Consider the following 22,020-nt stretch of genomic DNA (forward strand, 5'->3'; position numbering starts at 1 on the left):
ATTCTAGTCACCGTTCGTTTTATTTTTCGGATTACCATTGACAATGATAATCGTTATCATTTATATTTTAAGAGTACTTAGGTCAGGAGATGATAGTGATGAATGCACGACAACTCATTTTAGAACGACGTTCGGTTCGTTCCTACACCGATCAACCTGTTCCATCCGAAATGATTGAAGAAATCTTAGAAGCAGCAATTTATGCACCGAATCATAAGTTACGCGAACCATGGCGTTTTGTTCTCGCGATTGGTGAAGGACAAGTCCGGTATGTCGAACAATTGATGGAGCTCCTTGAAGCACGTGGTCAATTCGATCAAAAAACGGATGAGCAACGCCTATCATTTAAAGAAAAAATAAGTGAAGTCCCGGTGTTCTTGACGGTCCTTTATCACGTTCAAGGAACAGACGATCAACAGACAGAAGATTTACTTGCGACTGCTGCGATGATTCAAAACATCCAACTGCTTGCATCGGAACTTGGTTTAGGAAGCTGCTGGAAAAGCGGGAAACATTGGTTTACAGACGAATATGCGACACTCGTCGGTGCCCATGATGAAGAACGTGTCGCCGGTGTCATCCAACTCGGTTGGCCTGCGATGATTCCACCACTAAAAAAACGGACACCTGCCCGCGAAAAGTTAACGCACTTTTAAGGAGTGCGCATCCTGCGAGCTACCCCTGCTCGCACCAATCAAGCCCCATTTATAGAGTCATAAGCGATTATTTTGCAACTTCCTCCCCAAACGAAGTTGATCAAATAATCGCTTTTTCTTCTGCACGCTTCCCTCATTCCTGTCAGAAAACCGATTAAAAAAACCCGGATGATTCTCACTTTTTTTTAAAAGCAGAATCGTCCGGGTTTCTCTATATACTGTGTGATGTCCTTCAAAATGATCGTATTTACACGATTGTCGTTTTTTCAGGTGACACTGCAGGCGACTGCACATGATCTAACAGATGATCCACGATGCGTTTTGTCGCTTGCCCATCTTGATACGTGAAGAATTGACGGGCGAATTCCTCAATCTTCTCTGATTCGAACTGCCCTTGTTTCACCCAAGCGATGACTTCGTTGAACGAGGAAACAATCGGCCCCGGGACAAACGATTCATACGGGAAGTAAAAATCACGTTCTTCCTTATAGGATGTCAAATCATTCACGAGGAAGATGATTGGTTTTTTGAGTAAAGCGAACTCAAAGATGACGGACGAATAATCCGTGACCAAAATGTCTGAAATCTGCATCAAATCATTGATATCCGGATAATCCGTCATATCGATGATTTGGTCCGAAAATTCAGCCGGGACGACAGGACGATTAAGCACGAACGGATGCATCCGTAACAATAAAATATACTCGCTCCCGAGTTCTTGGCGGAACTGTTCGAAATCGAGTTCCTCATCATAATGTGCCGTCGTCTGACCGTTACCCCGGAAAGTCGGAGCAAGAAGAATGATTTTCTTCGAACGCCACTCCGGATGGTCAGCATACAGTTTTTGTTCGACATGTGCTTGGCGCGCCGGATTCAAGAGTTGATCCGTTCGTGGGACACCGAGTGGATGAACACGGGCCGCGTCCATCCCGAATGCTTCAGCATACGGTTCGATACAGGCTGTTCCCGAGACATAGACTTTCGAGTAGTTTCGGTGAATTTGAACCATCTTCAAGTAATCATCGTCCGGTGAATAGGATTTATCGAGCACACTGTAGCCGAACTTTTTAAAGGCGCCACATGCATGCCACAGTTGAATGACCTCAGTCCCTTGACGCAGTGACGAGACATAGACCGGATAATAGTAGTCATCGATGATGAAATAGCGGGCAGTCGCGAGTTCATACGTCGCCCGCATCATGTGGAAGACGTATTTAATCTGACCGAAAAGACCTTGTGGGAACCGCTTTAACAGGAACACATAGCTGAATCCAAGATCGCGGCTCTCAAGTTCGTCATAAACGGCACGGAAGTTATCAACGAGCTTGTCTGAACGATATGTCGCAAACACGACTTTTTGCTTGTCAATCGGCAAGCGTCTCGCAAGCCAATACGTCATGACCAGTAAATAATGAACTGTCCGCCGCTGAATTAAACGTATTTTTTGTTTCATGAGTGACCCCTTCTGTTGCACCTACTAATTTTTACATGCACCATTCCATGACGGTTTTTCCGAAACGGTTCGTTAAATCGCTTTCGAACGCTTGATGGATGTCCTCGATTTGACGAATTTGGAATACACCTGCGACTAAGTTCGACAAGTATTCTGGAATATCCGGGTACGTTTGATACAGTTCCATCGTCCGAGCGAAGTCCGTTGGTGTACTGCGACTCGAACCATAGACACGTAATCCTTTTTCGAGAATCATCCGTGTATTGACAGAAACAGGCTCCTCAGATACACCGAGCAATGCCATCGTTCCTTCTGGAATGATATAGTCAATCATTTGATTGATTGCATATTGACTGCCGATGCCGCCTACACACTCAAACCCGTGATTGAAGGCAACACCTTCTGGAATTTGGTCGATATGATACGTCTCATCCGCGAACGAGAAGTAATCGAGCTTCGATTGTGTTTTTCCGAAGACGAGTAATTTTGCTTCCGGATACAGTTTACGTAACAACAGTGCTGTGATGAAACCAAGGTTTCCGTCACCCCAAATTCCGAACGTTTCCCGACGCGCATGTGCGATTTGGTCGAAACGTGTCACGGCGTGTACAGCGACACTGACGAGTTCTGTAAAGGCTGCGACTTCCGGGTTAAGATCTGCCGGTACTTCGACGAGACGATCGGCTTGAATGAAAACATAATCTTGCATGTAGCCATCATAACCGCTTGAACGGAAACGACTTGTCCGCAAGTAGTTTTCGCCGATGATGTCATCCGTCTCAGACGGCGTATTCGGTACCATCGCAACGAGCGTCCCTTTTGTGAATGTTCCTGACGGGTCATGAACGACTTTTCCGATTCCTTCGTGAATCATCGCCATCGGTAATTTTTTCGCGAGTACTTCTGCACTACGGCTTCCTGTGAAGTAACGTTGATCCGCGTGACAGATTGACAAGTAAGTCGGCCGGACGACGACGCGATCAGATTTTAACGACCGCTCATCATACGTCACCTCGATTTGACGAGGTGCAACGAGTTGATAGACTTGGTTAATCATTGGTTAATCCGCTCCTTCAGGATTGCGTTAGCAATACGTAAATCATAAGGTGTCGTGACTTTGATGTTGAAGAGTTCTCCTGTGACGAGTGCGACATCTTCACCTTTGAGCAATAGAATCTTACACGCATCCGTTAAGATGGCACGCTCTTCAGCAGACAAGGCTTCATAATGTGATTTCAGCTTCGTGATTTGGAAGCTTTGTGGTGTTTGCCCTTGATACATCTGGTCACGGACCGGAATGTCTGTGATTGTTTTTCCGTCTGTCGATGCAACGATTGTATCGATGGCTGAAATGACAGTATCACATGCACCATACTCAAGTGCTGTCGAGATATTTTCTTTAATGATCCGGTGTGTCAGGAATGGACGGACCGCATCGTGCGTTACGATAATATCTTCATCTGTGATGCCATTCTTTTCGTCGATCCAGTTGATCGCCGCCATGATGGATTCGTTCCGGTCATTTCCACCAGCCGTGATGACGATGCGCTCATCTTGTCCGATGTATTTTTCTAAGATATCGCGTGTATAGTTAATCCACGCTGTTGGTGTGACGATGATGACACGGTCAAAATCATCGTTCAGTAAGAATTTTTCGACCGTATGGACGAGAATCGGACGTTCCCCAATTGAAAGAAATTGTTTTGGACGATCGACGTTCCCCATGCGTGTTCCTTTTCCCCCAGCTAAAATTGCTGCATAAATCATCTTGTATCGCAGATGTCTCATCCGTCGCGTGACGGCGCTGTCATGAAACAACCTGCTTCCCTCCCTTATCAAAAATCTTTTTTGGTTTCCACCTACCAGCGATGTGGGTATATCTTCGAATAGAGTCGGATAATCGGATCACACTTGACGAAAAAAACAAAAAAAATATACAAAGCACTATTTTTTTTACTTTGTCACGATATAATGATTGGTGATTTCTAATACAACTATACTATGTTCCTGGTGATTTTAAAAACCTATTACTTTTGTGTAAATACATTGTAATCATTTACGTGAGGAGAGATTGTTTTGACAGAAGAAACACTGATGCCGACTTTACAAGCGAAAGTCGACTATTTAGAGCTTGCCGGTACGACATTCCGCTTTGAGGCACGCTTGTTTGGATTAACTGAATTCTTGCAAGCAGAACAATTACTTTTCGAAAACCCGACAGCACAAGAAGGACAGGAAACAGAACGAGAAGATGACTACATTCAATCGGAAGCACCAGAAGCACCCATTCCGCTTGAACGTGCCATCGTCTTCCGCAATAAACGGAATAAACGGACGTTCATCCTCCGCTTCCCATTTGAAGGGGACTGGACAGAAGAGACCTTTACCGGCTCATTGAACCTCAATCACATCACACCAACGGGACGTCCTTTACCAATGGGCTATTTTGATGCCTTCTTCGCAATCGTCCAGGGCAACTCGATTTTACACGAAGCCCCATTCGGCGACACACGTGCACTGATTCCGGTCATTTTCCGTGTCGATACGAAACATAGCAATCTGTTATTGAAACTCGAATATGAACTGGTCGTCCAACATTCTGAGTATAGCAACACCTTAAGCTTCCATTCCCTAAAACGCGGGGAGTCAAAACGTTTCATCCGGATGATTGACCGGTACAACAAATATAAAAAGGACTTCCGCAAACGCGCCTTTAAATTCCGTCGGTTTACGTTTAAAGCCATCTACAACGTCACGAAATGGACGCAGCCGATTGCGGAAGACAAAGTCTTGCTCGCTTCCGACTCACGGAGTGATGTCAGCGGAAACTTCGCCTACATTCTCGACGAAATCGAGCGACGCGATTTGAACCTCGACGTCAAGACATTCTTCAAACCGAATCTTCAATCCCGACGCGACTGGCGTGATAAATTCACATTGCCATATCACCTGGCGACAGCCAAAACGATTCTCGTCGATGATTTCTATCCGATGATCTATCCACTCAAAATCCGTAAAGGAACGGACCTCGTCCAGGTATGGCATGCTGTCGGAGCATTCAAGACATTCGGTTACAGCCGCCTCGGTAAACCGGGTGGTCCAAGCGCCAACTCGCTCAGTCACCGGAACTATACGAAAGCAATCGTCAGTTCACATAATGTCGCGCGCCACTACGCTGAAGGATTCGGTCTCCGCGAAGATCAAGTCATCGCAACAGGTATTCCGCGGACGGATATGTTCTTCGACCAGGACTACATCGCTACTGCGAAAGAACGTATCTATGAAGAATATCCAACATTCAAAACGAAAAAAGTCATCATGTTCGCGCCGACCTTCCGCGGTAATGGTGCGAAAAGTGCTTATTACGACTTCGACCAACTTGACTTAGATGCTTTGTACGAAGCGTTCCACGAAGAGTATGTCTTCGTCTTAAAAATGCATCCATTCGTTCGTCGTCGGATGGAAATTCCAGAACTGTACGCTGATTTCTTCATCGATTTGACGGATCACCGTGAAATCAATGAGTTGTTGTTCGTCTCAGACATTTTGATTACGGATTATTCTTCGACGTGTTTCGAATTCTCACTCTTGAACCGACCAATGTTGTTCTTTGCTTATGACTTAGACGACTACATCTCTAAACGCGATTTCTATTATGACTTTGAAGAATTCGTGCCCGGACCAATCGTCAAAAATTCGGATGAATTGATTGAACGGATTAAAAATGAAGACTTTGAAATGGACAACGTCAAAGCGTTCGCTGAGTACTTCTTCGAGCATCAGGACGGGAAATCAAGTGCCCGGTTCGTCGATCAAATCATTCTTGGAGAAAACAAATGACGGTTGCTCCAAAGCCGATTCCCGTGCCGGCTTACGACCACTGGCTCGGGAATTACAAAGTCTTGTTGATTTTCACGGTCGTCTTCGGTCACTTGATCGAGACGTTCCGTAATCTTGACGGCAATGATTCGGTCCAAATCGCTTACAATGTCATCTACTTGTTGCACATGCCGGCCTTCATCTTCATGAGCGGATACTTCTTCAAACAAGTCCGACCAAAACGAATCATTTCGTTTGTCGTTCTCTATTTTATTTGGCAGTCGATTCATGAAGTCTACCTGGCTTATGCGAATGATAAGACGCTCGAAGGACTGATTGACGGATTACTTCATCCGCTCGTCCCAAGCTGGACATTGTGGTACTTGCTCGGCATCATCATCTGGCAAATCGTCACGCCCGGGTTTCTGATTTTACGGTTCCCGCTCTTAATCAGTGTCGCTGTTGCGCTTTTAATCAATGCAGACCCGGGTGCGATCACAAACTTCCTGTCGCTCCAAAAGGTGATTAGCTTTTATCCGTTCTTCTTGATGGGCTATCTTGTCAAAGAACGAGGATGGTTAGCGAATGACGGTTTCCGCGATCGGTTGACGGGGCCTGCCGGACGACTCGTCGGTCTCGTCGTTTCACTGACGATTGCGATTTTTATGGGTCTCTGGACAAAAAACGGTTTTGATACGGCATGGCTCTTTTACCGGGATACGTACGGTGAATTTGAAGTATCTCTCCTTAAAGGAGCGGCGACGCAACTATTCCTTTATGCAGTCAGTACGGTCATGATTTTCTCCGTCCTCCTGATTGTCCCAAGACGATCTTTCGGTGAACGGTTTGACGAAATCGGGATTCAGACGTTAGCGATTTACTTACTCCATTCGTTCATCGTCCGTCTCTTCCGGGATTCCTTACCACCGGCCATCGCAGAATCACCGTTCCTGTTGATCGGCTTAGGGCTCTTGCTCGCGACAGTTCTTGTCTTTGTCCTGTCGAGTCGCCCGGTCGTCCGGATTTTGCGACCGTTGCTATCGCCGAATGTGAATTGGTTATTCAAGAAAACAAGCTGATGCTTTACCTGATACGTGTAGAAGCAGGTGACTTCATCTAAAACATCCAAAAAGGGATTGTCCATCGATTTTCAGATGGCAATCCCTTCAGACTGTAGACAACGTGCTATCGGGAGGTCAAGCGTCTTTTTTCGTTGCTTTCCTCGGGCGAGGCGCAAGCCGTTGCTCTTTGGTCCTAACGGACAACGAGCAGGGTCTTGCCTGCCTCTGAAAGTGCGTTGAAAACGCACTTTTCCCCCTAGGAGTCAACGAAACGTGACGCTTTTTAGGTAACACCGTGACGGAAAGCCGGACATGCAGACGCTTTAGAGTGCAATCCGTCTCGAGCCGCTTTGAAGACGAGGCGAGACAGGGAAGCGCGAACTGATTGCATCTCGATATCGCATATTCATGCTTCACAAGAGTTTGTTTACACGCTGAAGGGATTGTCCATCGATTTTCAGATAGCAATCCCTTTTTCCGTATCCATTTCAAAATCAATCCGGTCTTTTCAGCCCTCTAAATTGACACAGTCTTTCTCTTGAAACTAAGATGATAAGGATGACACAATAATCGCTTACATAAGCGCGCAGAAAGAAGGGGTCCCCTTGCAAGCGGATCAACGTAAAAAATTAACGGTCTTGATGATCAACATGTTCATCGCCGTCGGGAGCTTCGGGATCATCATTCCGATTCTGCCTGCTTATCTCGCCTCCATCGGACAAGGTGGAACGGCTGCCGGGCTGATGATTGCCATCTTTGCCGGCGCCCAGCTCGTCATGTCTCCCGTTGCCGGAAAATGGGCCGATCAATACGGCCGTCGCAAGATGATCATCTATGGACTGATTGGTCTGACACTGTCGATGTTCGTCTTTTACTTCTCGAACTCGGTCGCAATTCTTTATCTGTCCCGTGCAATCGGTGGTATCGGTGCTGCCTTACTGATTCCGGCAATCTTTGCTTACGTCGCCGATATCACGACGATGGATCAACGGGCGAAAGGAAACAGTTATGTCTCGGCCGCGATGTCGCTTGGAATCGTCATCGGACCGGGAATCGGTGGGTTCCTCGCCGAATATGACTTAAAGTTGCCGCTACTCGTCTCAGCTCTCGTCTCGGGACTCGCCGTCTTGTTCAGCATCTTGTTGCTCAAAGAAAGTGATGTCCATGACGCAACAGCGATGGCACCGGACGAAGGATCGATGCTCAGTAAAATCGGTGCGTCGTTCCAAAAACCGTACTTCGTCCCACTCGTCATTACACTTGTCATGAGTTTTGGTCTGATGGCGTATGAATCCGTCCTTGGTCTCTTCATTGATAACCAATTCGGTGCTTCACCGAAGGATATCGCCGTCATGGTGACATCGACGGGTATCATCAGCGTTATTGCTCAAATCTTTATCGTCGACAAAATCACCCGGAGTCTGGGTGAAGGCAAAGTATTGAATATCTTTTTATTGATTGCGACACTCGGGTTTCTCGTCTCACTCTTCGCCTCGAGTTACGGCGGCTTCTTCGCCGTCACGCTGGTCATCTTCCTCGCGACGTCGATTTTACGACCTGTCTTGAACACGATGATTTCAAAACTCGCCGGGAACGAACAAGGCTTTGCGATGGGGATGAACAATGCCTATATGAGCATCGGAAACGTCCTCGGACCAACACTCGCCGGTCTGCTGTATGACGTCAATATCTTATATCCGTTCATGCTGGGACTTGTCTTCCTCGCCGTGACGTTAGTCGGCTCTGTCGTATGGCAACACCGCCAGTCCCGGTTGATTGAAAAAATCGAACGTACGTCTTAAGTTTCACCCACTAAAAAAGAGTAGGACGACTCCGGATATATAGCGGAGACCGCCCTACTCTTTGTTTATCGTACGGCATCTAAATGAATCGGTCTTTTCTTAACGTTGCAGCTCTTTTCGAAGACGGAATTCGGTCGCAATTAAACGAAGTCCTTTCACACTGACTTCTACCGCAAGCAAGACAAACAAGAAAGCCGTCCATTCTAACCAAAGAACATGATTGAAGAGCAGTCCGCAGAGCAGTGTCGTCAGAAAAACGCGACGCGTCGTAAAAAAGCTCGCTTCCTGTATTTCGCCTACGAAACTAAGTCCCACACTGCTTACGAATAACACGAGCAAAATAGAATACGCAACGGTCTCGATGTAATAATCCGTCACTGCATACATACTCAATCCGAACAGGATTAACACGACTTGCTTCAGCTTTTTCATCCTTTCACACTCCATGATTGATTTGTTTCATAATAACAAATCGTTCCCCTTCAAATCCGTCTTTTTTAGTGCAATATGGAAACTGATTTTTAAGAAAAATCGGAGGAAGCGTCGTCAAAGATACATGCATCGCTGCAAGGTTACTGACGTATTGGATCCTATTCGATTCATTTTAACCATATGCTTTTTGATGGGCTTTTTTTAACTTCAGGTAGTCTTCATCGGCCCGGATCAAGTCCCACTTCTCTTGAAAGATTTCAGCGGATTTTGCTTTTTCCGGGTCAATGTCCCGTTCGTTCAACTCGCCTTTTTCTTTATCCTTATATTTCCGCCCTCCCGGATAGTTCGCATAACGACGGGCACGTGTGTGTCCCATCTGAATGAACTTCCGTGCCATATCCATCCCGACGAAATCACCCGCCGCTTTATAGGCTAAGTACATTTCATAGATTTTTTCAGAGGACTCCTTTGCAATCTCCGGTGTCTTGAACCGCCAGTGCGGCAGGATTTCACCTTTATACGGTTCGACAAGCAGGACACCTTGCTCCCCCCGTCCGACGCGGTATTTTTCCGGTTCCTTCCGAAAGTCCGTCGTCTCGAAATCGATCTCATAATCAAATGCCACGGTTCCCACATCCCTTTAGTTAATTACAGGACAATTCCCCGCCATGCCTTCACTTAATCTTCTCGATACAATCCATGTGCATACACTTCCGTCAGCGTCCGCGCAATCTCATCAATCGTCGCCGTCGTTTCTGACCGGACGACTTCAAACAAATACATTTCATTTGCGAAAAACCACCCGCGTGCGACGAGTTTCGGATCAAGATCCATCCGGGCAAGCCCTTGCTGCTGGGCATATAAAATGTCTTGGCTGATTTGTTCAATGAACCGTTCCCGAATTTGTTTCCACTTCGTCCGGACGACGTACGATACGCCAATCGCTTGCTCGACGATCCGAAGCATCGCCCGCTCCTCATCCGCTAATCGAAGAAAGGCCGTCGCCTGTTCCAAAATCTGCTGTTTTGCGTCCGCACGCGAACGCGGCTCAAACACTTGCTCGGCAATTTTGTAAAACCGGTCCATGACGTCTTCCATCAGGACGATCAACAATTCATCCTTCCCTTCAAAATGAACGTATGCCGTTCCGTAACCGACACCTGCTTGTTTGATGATTTGTGAGATGGTTGCCGTTTGAAAGTCTTGCGATAAAAAGACGTCACGTGCTGCAACGAGCAGCTTTTCACGTGTTCGCACCGTCCGTAGATGACGTTTGTCGACTTTCGCCTGTCCTGGTTCCTTCATCCTCACACCACTCCTTTTGATTCGTTATTCGATAATATTGACACAGTGTCAATTTGTTTGCTACGCTTTTGTCAAAATTGATTGAGGATTCAGTTCGAGGAGGAACCGAGATGACACTTACCGCAAACCGTGAAGATGCAGTCCGCATGGATCAGCAAGACCAACTTGCACCGTACCGTAATGAATTTTATCTCCGTGAAGGGTCGATTTATATGGATGGCAACTCGCTTGGTCTCTTATCCAAACGTGCCGAACAGACATTGCTTGAGTCGCTGGCCGATTGGCGCGAACTCGGAATTGACGGCTGGATGCAAGGACGCCATCCTTGGTTCGAATTGTCGGAAAAACTCGCTGCCTTAAACGCCCCACTCGTCGGCGGGCGGGCAAACGAAGTCATGGTGACAGGCTCGACGACCGTCAACCTGCATCAACTCGTCTCGACGTTCTTTGCGCCGAGCGGACAACGGACAAAAATTTTAGCAGACAGTCTGACGTTCCCGTCAGACATTTATGCACTGCAAAGCCAGCTTCGCTTACGTGGACTCGACCCAGCCGAGCACCTTGTCCAAGTCGAGAGTCGTGACGGACGTTTCCTTGACGAAGAGGATTTAATTGCTGCAATGACAGATGACATCGCCTTGATCGTCCTCCCGACCGTTTTATACCGGAGCGGGCAAGTCCTCGACATGGAGCGCTTGACGAAAGCCTCCCATGACCGGGGAATCCTGATCGGTTTTGACGGCTGTCACTCCGTCGGTGCCGTCCCCCATGCGTTTCACGACTGGGGCGTCGACTTTGCGTACTGGTGCAACTATAAACATTTAAATGGTGGACCGGGAACCGTCGGTGGTCTATTCGTCCATGAGCGGCACTTCGGGACACTCCCCGGTCTAACCGGGTGGTTCGGTTCGCGCAAGGACAAACAATTCGACATGGATCACACATTGACACCGGCAGAAGATGCGGGTGCCTTCCAGATCGGAACACCACATGTCTTAAGTCTTGCGCCGCAAATCGGTGCCCTCGAACTGTTCGCAGAAGTCGGAATCGGTGCCGTCCGGGAAAAATCGCTCGCCTTGACGGATTATATGATGCGCCTGGTCGATGAAGAACTTGCGCCTTACGGCTTCTTTATCGGAAGTCCTCGCGATCATAAGCAGCGTGGTGCACACTTGAGCCTCGAACATCCGGAAGCGGCGCGGATCTGTAAAGCGTTAAAAGCCCATCACATCATTCCCGACTTCCGTGCACCGAACATCGTTCGCCTCGCACCGGTCGCATTGTACAATACGTTTAGCGATGTCTACGACGTCGTTGCGACACTGAAGACCATTATGGAAGAGAAGGAATACGCGCAATTCGCAAATGAACGCGAAGTCGTCGCGTAAGGAGGTCATCATGAAAGAACACCCTACTGAACTACGACGTGACTTAAAAACACGTCAACTGACGATGATAGCGATGGGGTCTGCCATCGGGACGGGACTATTTCTCGGAAGCGGTCTCGCGATCAGTCTCGCCGGACCAAGCGTGCTGATCAGTTATGCGATCGGCGCCTTCATCGTCTTATTACTGATGGGCTGCCTCGCCGAAATGACGGTCGCCCATCCGACTTCCGGTGCGTTTGGAACAATTGCCGAACGCTATATCAGTCCCTACGCCGGCTTTCTCGTCCGCTATTCGTACTGGGTCGCGAACGTTCTCGCCATCGGGGTCGAGGTCAGTGCGATTGCAATTTACATGAAATACTGGTTCCCGGACGTTCCCGGTTACTTATGGATTTTATTGTTTGCCGGTGCACTCATTTATATCAATGCTACGACGGTCCATACGTTTGCGACGTTTGAATACTGGTTCTCCGTCATCAAAATCAGTGCCATTCTCATGTTCATCGTTCTTGGTGCGTACTTGATCATCGGTAGTCCGGCACCGGAAATCGGCCCGCAAAACTTCACGAATGATGGCGGATTCATGCCGTTCGGAATTTCCGGTCTGTGGGTCGCCGTCTTTATCTCGCTCTTTAGTTTTATCGGAACAGAATTAATCGCGGTCACGGCGGGTGAAGCAAAGGACCCGGACGTTGCCGTGCCGAAAGCATTAAAAGCGACGGTCTTCCGTCTCTCGACGTTTTATGTCCTGACGATCGCCGTCATGTTGATGATCGTCCCGTGGCAACAGGCCGGCGGGATTGACCAAAGTCCGTTCGTCAAAGTGATGGAGCTCCTGTCGATTCCGTATGCAGGCGGCATCATGAACTTCATCATCCTGACAGCAGCCTTGTCAGCGATGAACAGTCAACTGTACGCCTCGACGCGGATGATGTACTCGCTCTCGAAAGCGACCTACGCCCCGCGAATCTTCAGTCGTTTGAACGCAAAAGGTGTTCCGCTGTTCGCACTCGGAATCTCGACACTCGGTATCTTCTTAGCTGCCGTCATCAGCAGCCAATCGAGCGTCTCCTACCCGTTCATGATGGGCATTTCGATGTTCGGTGCGATTTTCACATGGTTCATGATTTTCATTTCCCACCTCTACTTCCGCAAAGCCTGGGAACGGGACGGCGGGCGGAAACTACCTGTCCGGATGATGGGGTATCCGTATTTGACGGCACTCGGCGCCATCTTGTTAGTCGCGCTCGTCATCACGACATGGTTCACGGACTTCCAAATTGTCCTGAAGTTCGGAATCCCATGGTTGATTTTCTTGACGATCGCCTACGCGTTTTGGAAACGAAATCATCCACCGCAAGCAGATCAACAGAAACGTTCACAATCACTTTAACGTAAAGGGGATCGATTGGAATGGAACAGACCGGTCACAATGGAATCGAATCAACGATTCAAACGGATTTCAAGAAAGACATGTCGTATGGGGATTATTTACAGCTTGATCCACTACTCAGCAGCCAACACCGCTTATCGGATCATCATGATGAAATGCTGTTCATCATCATCCACCAGACAAGTGAGCTTTGGATGAAGTTGATTTTGCATGAGATGACGGCTGCGACAAAGGCAATTGCGGACGATCAGCTTGAACGTTCATTCAAGATGCTCGCGCGTGTCTCAAAGATTCAGCAACAATTGATTCAGTCCTGGTCCGTCCTCTCGACGTTGACACCGGCAGAGTACCTCGAATTCCGGGATTCGCTCGGGCACTCGTCCGGTTTCCAGTCCTATCAAAACCGGCAAATCGAATTTGCACTCGGCTTTAAAAACGCGCAGATGTTGCGTGTTTATGAACATGAAACAGAATTATTCGCTCAACTGAACACTGATTTAAAAACACCCAGCATCTACGATGAGACTGTCCGCGCGATGGCACGACGCGGTCTCGCGATTGATTCTGCAATCCTTGAGCGCGATGTCACACAGGACTGGGAAGCTAATGCCAGTGTCGAAGCAGCCTGGGGTGAAATTTACCGTGACGTCTCACAATACTGGGACCTGTACGAACTCGGTGAGAAGTTACTCGATATCGGCAGCCAACAACAAATGTGGCGCTTCAATCACATGAGTACGGTCGAACGGATCATCGGACAAAAACCGGGTACGGGCGGCTCGTCCGGCGTCAGTTATCTCCGGCGTGTCCTTGACCACCGCTTCTTCCCGGAACTCTGGTCCGTCCGTACAAAATTATGAGGGGGAATTCCTGATGAACCGCTGGATTGATGTTTCACAACCACTGTCTTCGTCCGTGACGACATGGCCGGGAGATACGAAGTTCGACTATACGATCAGTTGGAGTAAGGCTGACACCGGGTCCGTCAACGTCGGTAAGGTCACGATGAGCTTACACACGGGCACACATATCGATGCGCCGTTCCACTTTGACGATGCAGGCAAAAAAGTCATCGAACTCGACCCCGATCTTTACATCGGTCATGCACGGGTCATCTACTTACCCGGTCGGACGGAACTCGTCGCAAGTGACCTTGACAGATTCGATTTGACGGATGTCCGCCGTCTCATCATCAAGACGGACGGCTGGGTCGATAAATCGGTTTTTCCTGAGTCGATTCCCGTCCTGACACCCAGTCTCGCCGAGCGACTCGGTACTCTCGGCGTCGAACTGATCGGTCTCGATCTTCCGTCCGTCGATGCGATCGACAGTAAGGAGATGGCTGCCCATCATGCCCTTGCGACACATGGTGTGCATATTTTAGAAGGCCTTGTCCTCGATAAAATCGCACCTGGGGACTATCACCTGAACGCGGTCCCGCTCCCGCTCGTCGATGGTGACGGCAGTCCGGTCCGTGCGTTATTACGTCCGTATTGAACAGAAAAAAGAACGTTCTCGTTTTTTCGAGGACGTTCTTTTTTGACTGTAATGAAGTAACTTTCGGACAAACGTTTCACTTTTCGTGACTCCTACGGGGAAAAGTGCACGATTTTTGCGCTGTCAGAGGCAGGCAAGACCCTGCTACTTGGTTCGTTAGAACCAGGTAGCAACGGCTTGCGCCTCGCCCGAGGAAAGCACGAGAAGGAAGACACGTTTGTCAGTCACTCACTTCTAGAAACGATAGACAACACCGTTCAACGAATTACCGTCACGGGAAAGAGTGTTTCTTCAATCCGTTTCGTCACATGCGCAACCGTCGCAAGCGACTGATCGACTTGAAAACCGATATCTAACGAATGATTCGCTCCAGGAATCAGCTCAACCATTAAGTGACTGGCCCGGCACCGTTCGAGTGCCGACGTTTCATGAAAGCGGTCCGCATCGCCGATGACGAGTAATCCCCGTTGCCGACTTGCCGCAATTCCTTCCGCGATGAAAGGCACGGTCAAAAGCGGCGTCAGTAAAATGACTGTCGCTTCCGAAAAAACCGGTCGTTGCATCAACGTAACGAGCGGACCCGTTCCAAGGGATTTCGCGATGAACTGGTGCGTCAGATAGGTTTTTTCTTGTAAGACTTTCGCGATGACGGCCTCGATCCGGCGAAGGATTTCGTCGTCCGCTTCCTCGTCCGGCAACTCATAGATGTCGTCCGACATATAGTGAATCTCAATGATATTGACATCATGGTTCAGCAACATCATCCGACTATAGTAAAAGTAAGGATGATCGTAAATATAACTTGCGCCTGACAACAAAAAACAGACCTGTGACGACTCGGAATAATAATGCGTATATGAAACCAGCTGCTCTCCGACTGCGATTGTTTCGTGACGGATATCCATTGAACTCCCCCTTTTTAATTTTCCTTACTTTACCATCGATACATTATAAGGTCCATTAAAATTCCATTTCCATTCTGTAGGAAAACGGTCACCTGGCACTGACGATTCTTTTGTACACTGAATCCATCACATATCCTCTGGAGGTGCAGAATGGATTCAAAACGAAATGATGGGTTGATTGCTGTCGGTCTCCTGTGCGTCGAAGCCGGTCTTTTTGGTTTCGGTCATGCGATGTCCGTTTCACCTGAAGTCAGTTCCGGTAACGGCAATCCGGCCATTTTATTGGCAATGCTGTTAATCTTCTTATTCGTCACCAGCGTCCGTTCCGTCATCCGTTTCCTGCACCGTCTTCAAGTCCGTCCACCCGGACTGACGATTTTGCTGCTGCTCAGCGGGAGTTCCGCGCTGTTCGGTTCAATCTATCAAATCCATCACTACCGGACGTACCGGGCTGACTTGATTGATCATTTGATGCATCGCGAAGGAACGACACGTGATTTAGAATACATTCGTTCCATCACATCCGTCTTCGACATCCATATGAATGATCAGACTTTCAATAGTACGACTTTTTTTATTTTTACTTGTGCCATCCTTCTCGTCAGCAGCTCGTTCCTGCTCCTCCATCACTGGTGGCTCAACGTACCCCGTTAAACCACACGAAAAAACAGGATCCGCTGGCGCCGTTCGTGGCACAAGTGGATCCTGTTTGTTTAACGTGCGATTTGATCCGGCGTAAAGACGGATTGTTCGACTTGTTTTAATGCGTAGAAGGCACCTTGTCGGTTCATCAACTCATCATATGTCCCGACTTCGATGACTTGTCCCTGTTCCATGACGACGATTTGATCCATCTGTTCAAGGCCTGCGAGACGATGGCTGACGAGTAACACGGTTGCGTCTGTCGCACGTGCGAACAGTTGACGTAAAATCATCTGTTCCGTCAAGGCATCGACGGACGATGTCGGTTCATCCAGCAAGTAGAGCGGTGCTTCGCGTAAGAAAATCCTGGCAATCGCGAGGCGTTGTTTTTCGCCTCCCGATAGATTTTCCCCTTTCTCGAGCACCTTGTCAGCCAGACTAAACGTCAAATCAACCTGCCGCAACGCCAATTCCATCGCTTCATCCGTCGCTTCCTCATGTGCGAGCTGCAAGTTTTCACGAATCGTTCCGTAAAAGAAATGATTCTGTTGCAAAACGACATTCGTTTGTCGCCACAAGGCTTCCGGATCGATTTCCGCTCCATGGACACCAGCAATCGTGATTCCGTCTACCGGATACATCCGGAGCAACAGTTGGAGCAAGGTCGATTTTCCGGAGCCACTCGCGCCGACGATCGCCGTCTTCGAGCCACGAGGGAATGTCACGCTGACGTTACGGAGGACGGGCCGGACTTCACCCGGAAATGAAAACGTGACGTCCGTTGCCGTAAGCGTCGGGGCAGCGTCCAGTTCAAACGGAGGATATGTCGGCATGACTTCGTCCGTTACGACGTCATCGAGACGCCGTGCAGCATGGCGGCTATCTTCGAAGAAGCCGGGTAAAATCGCCATCGGTGCCGCATTTTCGAATACCGTCAGTGATGTCATGACGAGCAACGCAAGGAAGACACCATCGAGTTGACCATCCGCGACGAGGTAAGCGCCCAGTCCGAGGACGAGCCACGAGATGACTAACGTCACCAGTGTATTGAGCGCCAGGTTCGAGACGGCATGCAGTCCGTTTCGCCGTTCTTCTGCAACATAGCGGGCTGCGACTTCGTTCAGTTCCGTCTCTTTGTTCGCGAGTTGCTGATAGATTTTTAAGTCACGGTAGCCTTGGAACAACTCTGTCACTTCCGTCGACAGTTCCCCGCGCCGCGCGCGAACGGTCCGCGCGAAACGCTGTTCCCGGTAAGCGAACCAGCCCGGGATGATAAATCCCGTCAAGAGCAGTCCGAACACGAGGACGAGCGCGACACTGAGTGAGAAGAAGCTGACAAAAAAGATTGTACACAGAAAGACGAGGACGAGAATGATCGGCGGATAGACGACACGTAAAAACGTGTTCTGCAGACTCTCGACATCGCCGACGATTCGCGCGAGCAAGTCACCGCTCCGGTACTTCGCGAAGATGCCCGGCGCAAGCGGTTCGAGCCGTTTGTAAAACGTCGTCCGTAAATCACTCAAAATCGTAAACGTTGCCCGGTGCGAGTAATAACGCTCCGCATACCGACTGACGGCACGCGTCAGGCTTGATATTTTTTGCAAGGCAATCAGTACAGCGAGTGTTTGAATCGGTGGCAACAGTGCCGCCTTCGAAATCAGGAAGCCGCTTGCTGCAAACAGACCCACCGCCGTGACGCCGGCAAGAACACCAAAGACAATCGAGAGGACGATATCCCGTTTCTGGTGCAGCATCAATCGAAAAATACCCATCAATTCTTTCATCGTGTTTCCTCCCCTCGTTGGACGGCACGCATCCGTGCGTATTCCGAATCCCGTGCGAGTAACGCCTCATGTGTGCCTTGGTCGACGATCCGGCCAGCCTCTAAAATGACGATGTTGTCCGACTGTTCGATCGTATGCAGACGGTGTGCGACCGTGATGACGGTCGCCGTCCGTCCGAGTTCCTGGATTGCCTGCTGTAACAGGTGTTCCGTCTTGACATCGAGTCCCGTCGTCGGTTCATCGAACAGGATGACGTTCGGCCGTTTCAAGAAGGCACGGGCGAGTGCGACCCGTTGTTTTTCGCCACCCGATAGACCGCGCCCCCCTTCACCGATTCCGGTGTCGAGCCCGTCCGGTAAACTCGCAATCAGTTCCCCGAGTCCTGCGGCAGCTGCCGCACGCTCGATGTCTGTCCGCGTCGCCTCCCGTAATTCACCAATGGCGATGTTGTCGGCGAGTGTCCCCGCATACAGGTAAGGATGCTGCGAGATATAGCTGAGCTGTTCAAACCAGCTCGTTTCCGTGATTTGTGCGCGTGGCTGACCATTCAGGAGCACTTCGCCGTTCTTTGGATCGGTCAGTCCCGCGAGTAACTGCAGGACGGTCGACTTCCCGGCACCACTTCGTCCGATCAAGGCGACTTTTTGGTACGGTTCGATGCGCAGCGTGACGTCGGTCAGTGCAAACCGCTCGTCCTGATACGTAAAGTCCACGTCTTTCAGTTCAATCCGCGGTGGTGTCGCGGACTTTAACGCCTCCGTTCCGAACGTTACGCCCCGGTCGTCTTGCGTCAGTTCAGACGCAATCTGTTTCGCCGCCGCAACACTGCCCCGTCCGGTATGGAACGCCGCCCCCATCTCTTTTAAGGCCAAATAATACTCCGGTGCAAGCACGAGCATCAGGAAGGCTGGAACAAAGGTGATGCTTTGAAATAAAATCAACCGGAGACTGACCTCAAGCGCAATCATCCCCATGCTGAGCATCGAGATGAACTCAAGCATCAACGACGACAAGAAGGCAAGCTTCAGAACGGTCAAGGTCGCATCGCGGAAGTCGAGACTGCTCCGTTCGATGACGTCCTGCTGTGCTTTCGCGCGACCAAACAACTTCAACGTCGTGATGCCTTGCAGCGTATCGAGGAAGGTTCCGGAGAACGCCGTCATCTTCTCGAGCTGCGTATCGGCACGCTTTTGCGTCATGATTCCGATGACGATGTAGAACAGTGGAATGAATGGTGCCGTGATCATCATGACGAGTCCCGTAATCCAGTCATAACTGAATGCTGCGATCAGCACCATCAAGGGAACGATCGACGTCTGGATGACTTTCGGCAAGTATTGGCTGTAATAGCTGTCCATCTCATCGACCGCGTCAAGCAACACACTGACCTTTTGTCCCGACTGTCCTTGCGACATCACTTCGACGGAACTCGTCGTATACTTCGCGACGAGCGCCTGGCGAATGTCTTGTTTGACACGCGCCGCGAGAACCGTCCCGAGCCGTCCGTTCCAGTACGTGACAGCGACCCGTAACATCAGCATGAGCAGTAAGACACCGAGTAGCGGAACGATTGCCGCAAAGGCGTCCCCTTGGAGAAAAATGCGGTCGACGATGATGACGATCAAGTACGATTGACCGATGACCGCAATCCCCATCAGGACAGCCGCCAGCATCAATTGCAACATGATCGTACGTGGAATCGAGATGATTCCTTTAAGTGGATTCATATAAAAACGCCCCTTCACAAATTGTGAACGACTTTTAGTGAATATTTTCACATATCGTACATTCAGTATACCGAATCCTTCGTTTAGTTGCCATGAGAATGCCGCTCCAAAGGTGTGACGGTTTTGTGAGAAGCGTTTTACTCGACAAAATTGCTAACGTCCACTATTATAGACAATAGTTATCTACGTTATACAGAAAGGGCGAATTACCATGCAAATGAAAACCGGAGTCGAACAATCCGTCTACGCGATGCTGTTACTGACCTTTTTGCCGGAGAAAGGACTTTTACCCGGTGAGTTCATCAGTCAGCAGCTCGGCGCGTCACCGACGTACTTTCAAAAACTATTGCGTAAACTCGTCAGTGCCGACCTCCTTCTGTCTGTCCCGGGGGTCAAAGGCGGTTTCCGACTGAATCAACCTTCCGATCGGATTCGTATCTTTGACGTCTACGAAGCCATCGAAGGAAAACAATCCCTTTATGCTTCAAGTGGTGTCTTTGAGGACTTGATGGGCATCGAAGAACAGAACGTCCGCCTCTTATCGAACTTGATGACGGAAGCGGAAGATGCTTGGCAATCGACCTTAAAACGTGAAACGATTGGATCGCTCCGACAGGAAATCGACCGGAACTGTCCCCCTGACCACTTAACGACATTGCAAGCCTTGATTGAACAACAAATGATTCGCAACTAAAAGGAGACTTACGCATGACTACACTTGACCGCTACTTTGAGTTATTTGACGCTTCCCGGACCGATGAACAGGCTTTTAGTGACCTCGTTTCACTCTTTTCGGACGACATCACGTTCGTCCTGAATGGACAGGAACAACACGGGATCGACGCCTGGAAAAACTTCGTCCGGCTGGTCTTCACTGCCAATCAGGACATCAAACACATGTATGAAGCCTGGCTCCCGTCAGCAGATGGCGATACATTCGAGACACGCTGGGCCGTCTGCGGCAAGCGGGCTGACGGAACGGTCTTCACGCAGGACGGAACGGATATCGCCCGCCTTGATGCGGACGGTAAAATCGTCTACCTCGCCAATGTGCCGGATGATGCGAAGATGTTCAACAATTACAACGACTAACAAAAAGAGAGACCGTTCCCCCATTCGGAACGGTCTCTTTTTTGAAGTCATTCGCTTATAAGTTTGCTGCTTCGAACGTGTCGCCGCCTTCAATCGTTCCGTTATCAAAACCTTTTTGGAACCAGCTTTTCCGTTGTTTCGATGTCCCGTGCGTAAAGCTTTCCGGCACGACGTATCCTTGACCTTTTTTCTGAAGGGTATCGTCACCGACGGCATTCGCAGCACCAAGCGCTTCTTCAAGGTCGCCTTCTTCCAACAAGTTCTCCCCTTGCGCGTGATGTGCCCACACGCCGGCATAATAATCCGCCTGCAGTTCGAACCGGACGAGGTATTTATTGAATTTCTCTTCGCTCATCTTTTGACGGAGCGGCATGATCTCATCTGACGTCCCGAGTAACGTCTGGACGTGATGACCGACTTCGTGGGCAATGACGTAAGCCATCGCAAAGTCGCCAGGCGCGCCGTATTTAGTTTGTAATTCATCATAAAAACTTAAATCAATGTATAATTTCTGATCACCCGGACAATAAAAAGGACCGACCGATTTCCCGGCTTGTCCACACGCTGAACTGACTTGGTCGGTATAAAGGACAAGTGTCGGTTCTTTGTATGCCATCCCGTCTTGTTTAAACTCCTTCGTCCAGACACGTTCCGTATCGGCGAGCACGACCGAGACAAAATCGGCGGCTTCTTTTTCTTTCGCTGTTTCTTGATAGCCTGAGTTCGTCCCGCTTTCTGAACCGGATAAATCCCCAAGCAAATCAGCAGGATTCCCACCCATCAACGTCACGACGATCAAGATGATGATGCCAAGTCCACCTCCGATTCCAGCAATTCCTTTCCCGCCCATTCCCCGGCGGTCTTCTACGTTTGAACTTCGTTCTCTTCCCTTCCACTTCATGCGGCTTCCTCCTACCAATTTCGATGTTTTTATATACCCGTTCAGGCATTTATTCATGCTACGTTCTTTTAGAAAAATAATGGATGTGCAGCTAACTTTTTTTCCAGTCAACAAACACATGCGTGCAACCGATAGTCTTGATACGTCTACCAAAACAGGA

General features: G+C 49.2%; 21 protein-coding genes. 11 read left to right on the forward strand and 10 right to left on the reverse strand.

Features of this window, described 5'->3' with window-relative positions; all coding sequences use genetic code 11:
• The first annotated feature begins 98 nt into the window (after positions 1 to 98).
• Positions 99 to 656, forward strand: coding sequence for a nitroreductase family protein (locus tag KNP98_RS11365; protein ID WP_088836057.1), 558 nt, complete (start codon positions 99 to 101; stop codon positions 654 to 656).
• A 247-nt stretch (positions 657 to 903) separates the two neighbouring features.
• On the opposite strand, the gene KNP98_RS11370 is transcribed toward KNP98_RS11365, so the two are convergent.
• The 3 genes from KNP98_RS11370 to KNP98_RS11380 are packed head-to-tail and all read right to left on the reverse strand — an operon-like array spanning position 904 to position 3,876.
• Positions 904 to 2,109: a CDP-glycerol glycerophosphotransferase family protein gene (locus KNP98_RS11370; RefSeq protein WP_214805681.1), complete on the reverse strand. Its 1,206-nt coding sequence runs from the start codon at positions 2,107 to 2,109 to the stop codon at positions 904 to 906.
• Positions 2,110 to 2,140: 31 nt separating this feature from the next.
• Positions 2,141 to 3,166 (reverse strand): ribitol-5-phosphate dehydrogenase, encoded by a 1,026-nt coding sequence (locus tag KNP98_RS11375; RefSeq protein WP_159174012.1) that lies wholly within the window; start codon positions 3,164 to 3,166, stop codon positions 2,141 to 2,143.
• Complete coding sequence (locus tag KNP98_RS11380; protein ID WP_029332336.1) at positions 3,163 to 3,876, reverse strand: IspD/TarI family cytidylyltransferase; 714 nt, start codon at positions 3,874 to 3,876, stop codon at positions 3,163 to 3,165. The genes KNP98_RS11375 and KNP98_RS11380 overlap by 4 nt, the downstream gene beginning before the upstream one ends.
• 327 nt (positions 3,877 to 4,203) lie before the next feature.
• Here KNP98_RS11380 and KNP98_RS11385 point away from each other — a divergent pair, with 327 nt between their 5' ends.
• The 3 genes from KNP98_RS11385 (at position 4,204) to KNP98_RS11395 (ending at position 8,791) form a co-directional block, all read left to right on the forward strand.
• Positions 4,204 to 5,949 carry a CDP-glycerol glycerophosphotransferase family protein gene (locus KNP98_RS11385; RefSeq protein ID WP_214811484.1) on the forward strand — a complete coding sequence of 582 codons (1,746 nt, stop codon included), beginning with the start codon at positions 4,204 to 4,206 and terminating at the stop codon, positions 5,947 to 5,949.
• A complete protein-coding gene (locus tag KNP98_RS11390; RefSeq protein ID WP_214805679.1) occupies positions 5,946 to 7,007 on the forward strand; it encodes an acyltransferase family protein in 1,062 nt (353 codons plus the stop codon). The genes KNP98_RS11385 and KNP98_RS11390 overlap by 4 nt, the downstream gene beginning before the upstream one ends.
• Positions 7,008 to 7,594: 587 nt before the next feature.
• The gene (locus KNP98_RS11395) at positions 7,595 to 8,791 is read left to right on the forward strand and encodes an MFS transporter (protein WP_214811448.1); all 1,197 of its coding nucleotides are present in this window, start codon (positions 7,595 to 7,597) and stop codon (positions 8,789 to 8,791) included.
• A 99-nt stretch (positions 8,792 to 8,890) separates the two neighbouring features.
• Here KNP98_RS11395 and KNP98_RS11400 read toward each other — a convergent pair whose 3' ends face one another.
• The 3 genes from KNP98_RS11400 to KNP98_RS11410 all read right to left on the reverse strand — a co-directional run bounded on the left by KNP98_RS11400 (position 8,891) and on the right by KNP98_RS11410 (position 10,528).
• On the reverse strand, positions 8,891 to 9,223 hold the full coding sequence (locus KNP98_RS11400) for a hypothetical protein (RefSeq protein WP_088836054.1): 333 nt from the start codon (positions 9,221 to 9,223) through the stop codon (positions 8,891 to 8,893).
• A gap of 172 nt (positions 9,224 to 9,395) precedes the next feature.
• A complete protein-coding gene (locus KNP98_RS11405; protein WP_088836053.1) occupies positions 9,396 to 9,848 on the reverse strand; it encodes a DUF4385 domain-containing protein in 453 nt (150 codons plus the stop codon).
• A gap of 53 nt (positions 9,849 to 9,901) precedes the next feature.
• On the reverse strand, positions 9,902 to 10,528 hold the full coding sequence (locus KNP98_RS11410; protein WP_088836052.1) for a TetR/AcrR family transcriptional regulator: 627 nt from the start codon (positions 10,526 to 10,528) through the stop codon (positions 9,902 to 9,904).
• 110 nt (positions 10,529 to 10,638) lie between these two features.
• Here KNP98_RS11410 and kynU point away from each other — a divergent pair, with 110 nt between their 5' ends.
• From kynU to kynB, 4 genes are read left to right on the forward strand one after another with little or no spacing between them, the layout of a single operon-like run.
• On the forward strand, positions 10,639 to 11,916 hold the full coding sequence (gene kynU, locus KNP98_RS11415; RefSeq protein ID WP_214811450.1) for a kynureninase: 1,278 nt from the start codon (positions 10,639 to 10,641) through the stop codon (positions 11,914 to 11,916).
• Positions 11,917 to 11,926: 10 nt separating this feature from the next.
• Entirely contained in the window at positions 11,927 to 13,309 is a 1,383-nt protein-coding gene (locus KNP98_RS11420) for an amino acid permease (RefSeq protein ID WP_214770570.1), read from the forward strand.
• Between the two features lie 20 nt (positions 13,310 to 13,329).
• The gene (gene kynA, locus KNP98_RS11425; protein WP_214811452.1) at positions 13,330 to 14,169 is read left to right on the forward strand and encodes a tryptophan 2,3-dioxygenase; all 840 of its coding nucleotides are present in this window, start codon (positions 13,330 to 13,332) and stop codon (positions 14,167 to 14,169) included.
• Between the two features lie 13 nt (positions 14,170 to 14,182).
• Entirely contained in the window at positions 14,183 to 14,806 is a 624-nt protein-coding gene (gene kynB / locus KNP98_RS11430; RefSeq protein ID WP_214802768.1) for an arylformamidase, read from the forward strand.
• Between the two features lie 257 nt (positions 14,807 to 15,063).
• On the opposite strand, the gene KNP98_RS11435 is transcribed toward kynB, so the two are convergent.
• Positions 15,064 to 15,711, reverse strand: coding sequence for a cyclase (locus tag KNP98_RS11435; RefSeq protein WP_214805670.1), 648 nt, complete (start codon positions 15,709 to 15,711; stop codon positions 15,064 to 15,066).
• Positions 15,712 to 15,861: 150 nt separating this feature from the next.
• Between KNP98_RS11435 and KNP98_RS11440 the strand changes: the two genes are divergently transcribed.
• The gene (locus KNP98_RS11440) at positions 15,862 to 16,365 is read left to right on the forward strand and encodes a hypothetical protein (RefSeq protein ID WP_214802765.1); all 504 of its coding nucleotides are present in this window, start codon (positions 15,862 to 15,864) and stop codon (positions 16,363 to 16,365) included.
• A gap of 59 nt (positions 16,366 to 16,424) precedes the next feature.
• On the opposite strand, the gene cydC is transcribed toward KNP98_RS11440, so the two are convergent.
• Complete coding sequence (gene cydC, locus KNP98_RS11445; protein ID WP_214770554.1) at positions 16,425 to 18,140, reverse strand: thiol reductant ABC exporter subunit CydC; 1,716 nt, start codon at positions 18,138 to 18,140, stop codon at positions 16,425 to 16,427.
• Positions 18,137 to 19,867 (reverse strand): thiol reductant ABC exporter subunit CydD, encoded by a 1,731-nt coding sequence (gene cydD / locus KNP98_RS11450; RefSeq protein WP_214811454.1) that lies wholly within the window; start codon positions 19,865 to 19,867, stop codon positions 18,137 to 18,139. The genes cydC and cydD overlap by 4 nt, the downstream gene beginning before the upstream one ends.
• Positions 19,868 to 20,078: 211 nt before the next feature.
• On the opposite strand from cydD, the gene KNP98_RS11455 reads away from it, so the two are divergent.
• Positions 20,079 to 20,561 carry an Rrf2 family transcriptional regulator gene (locus tag KNP98_RS11455; protein ID WP_214811457.1) on the forward strand — a complete coding sequence of 161 codons (483 nt, stop codon included), beginning with the start codon at positions 20,079 to 20,081 and terminating at the stop codon, positions 20,559 to 20,561.
• Positions 20,562 to 20,575: 14 nt separating this feature from the next.
• Entirely contained in the window at positions 20,576 to 20,959 is a 384-nt protein-coding gene (locus tag KNP98_RS11460; RefSeq protein ID WP_214811460.1) for a nuclear transport factor 2 family protein, read from the forward strand.
• 55 nt (positions 20,960 to 21,014) lie between these two features.
• On the opposite strand, the gene ypfJ is transcribed toward KNP98_RS11460, so the two are convergent.
• Positions 21,015 to 21,860, reverse strand: coding sequence for a KPN_02809 family neutral zinc metallopeptidase (gene ypfJ, locus KNP98_RS11465; protein ID WP_214811463.1), 846 nt, complete (start codon positions 21,858 to 21,860; stop codon positions 21,015 to 21,017).
• Between the last annotated feature and the right edge of the window lie 160 nt (positions 21,861 to 22,020).

This window comes from Exiguobacterium sp. s127, assembly GCF_018618695.1.
In the GTDB taxonomy this organism is placed as follows: Bacteria; Bacillota; Bacilli; order Exiguobacteriales; family Exiguobacteriaceae; genus Exiguobacterium_A; species Exiguobacterium_A oxidotolerans.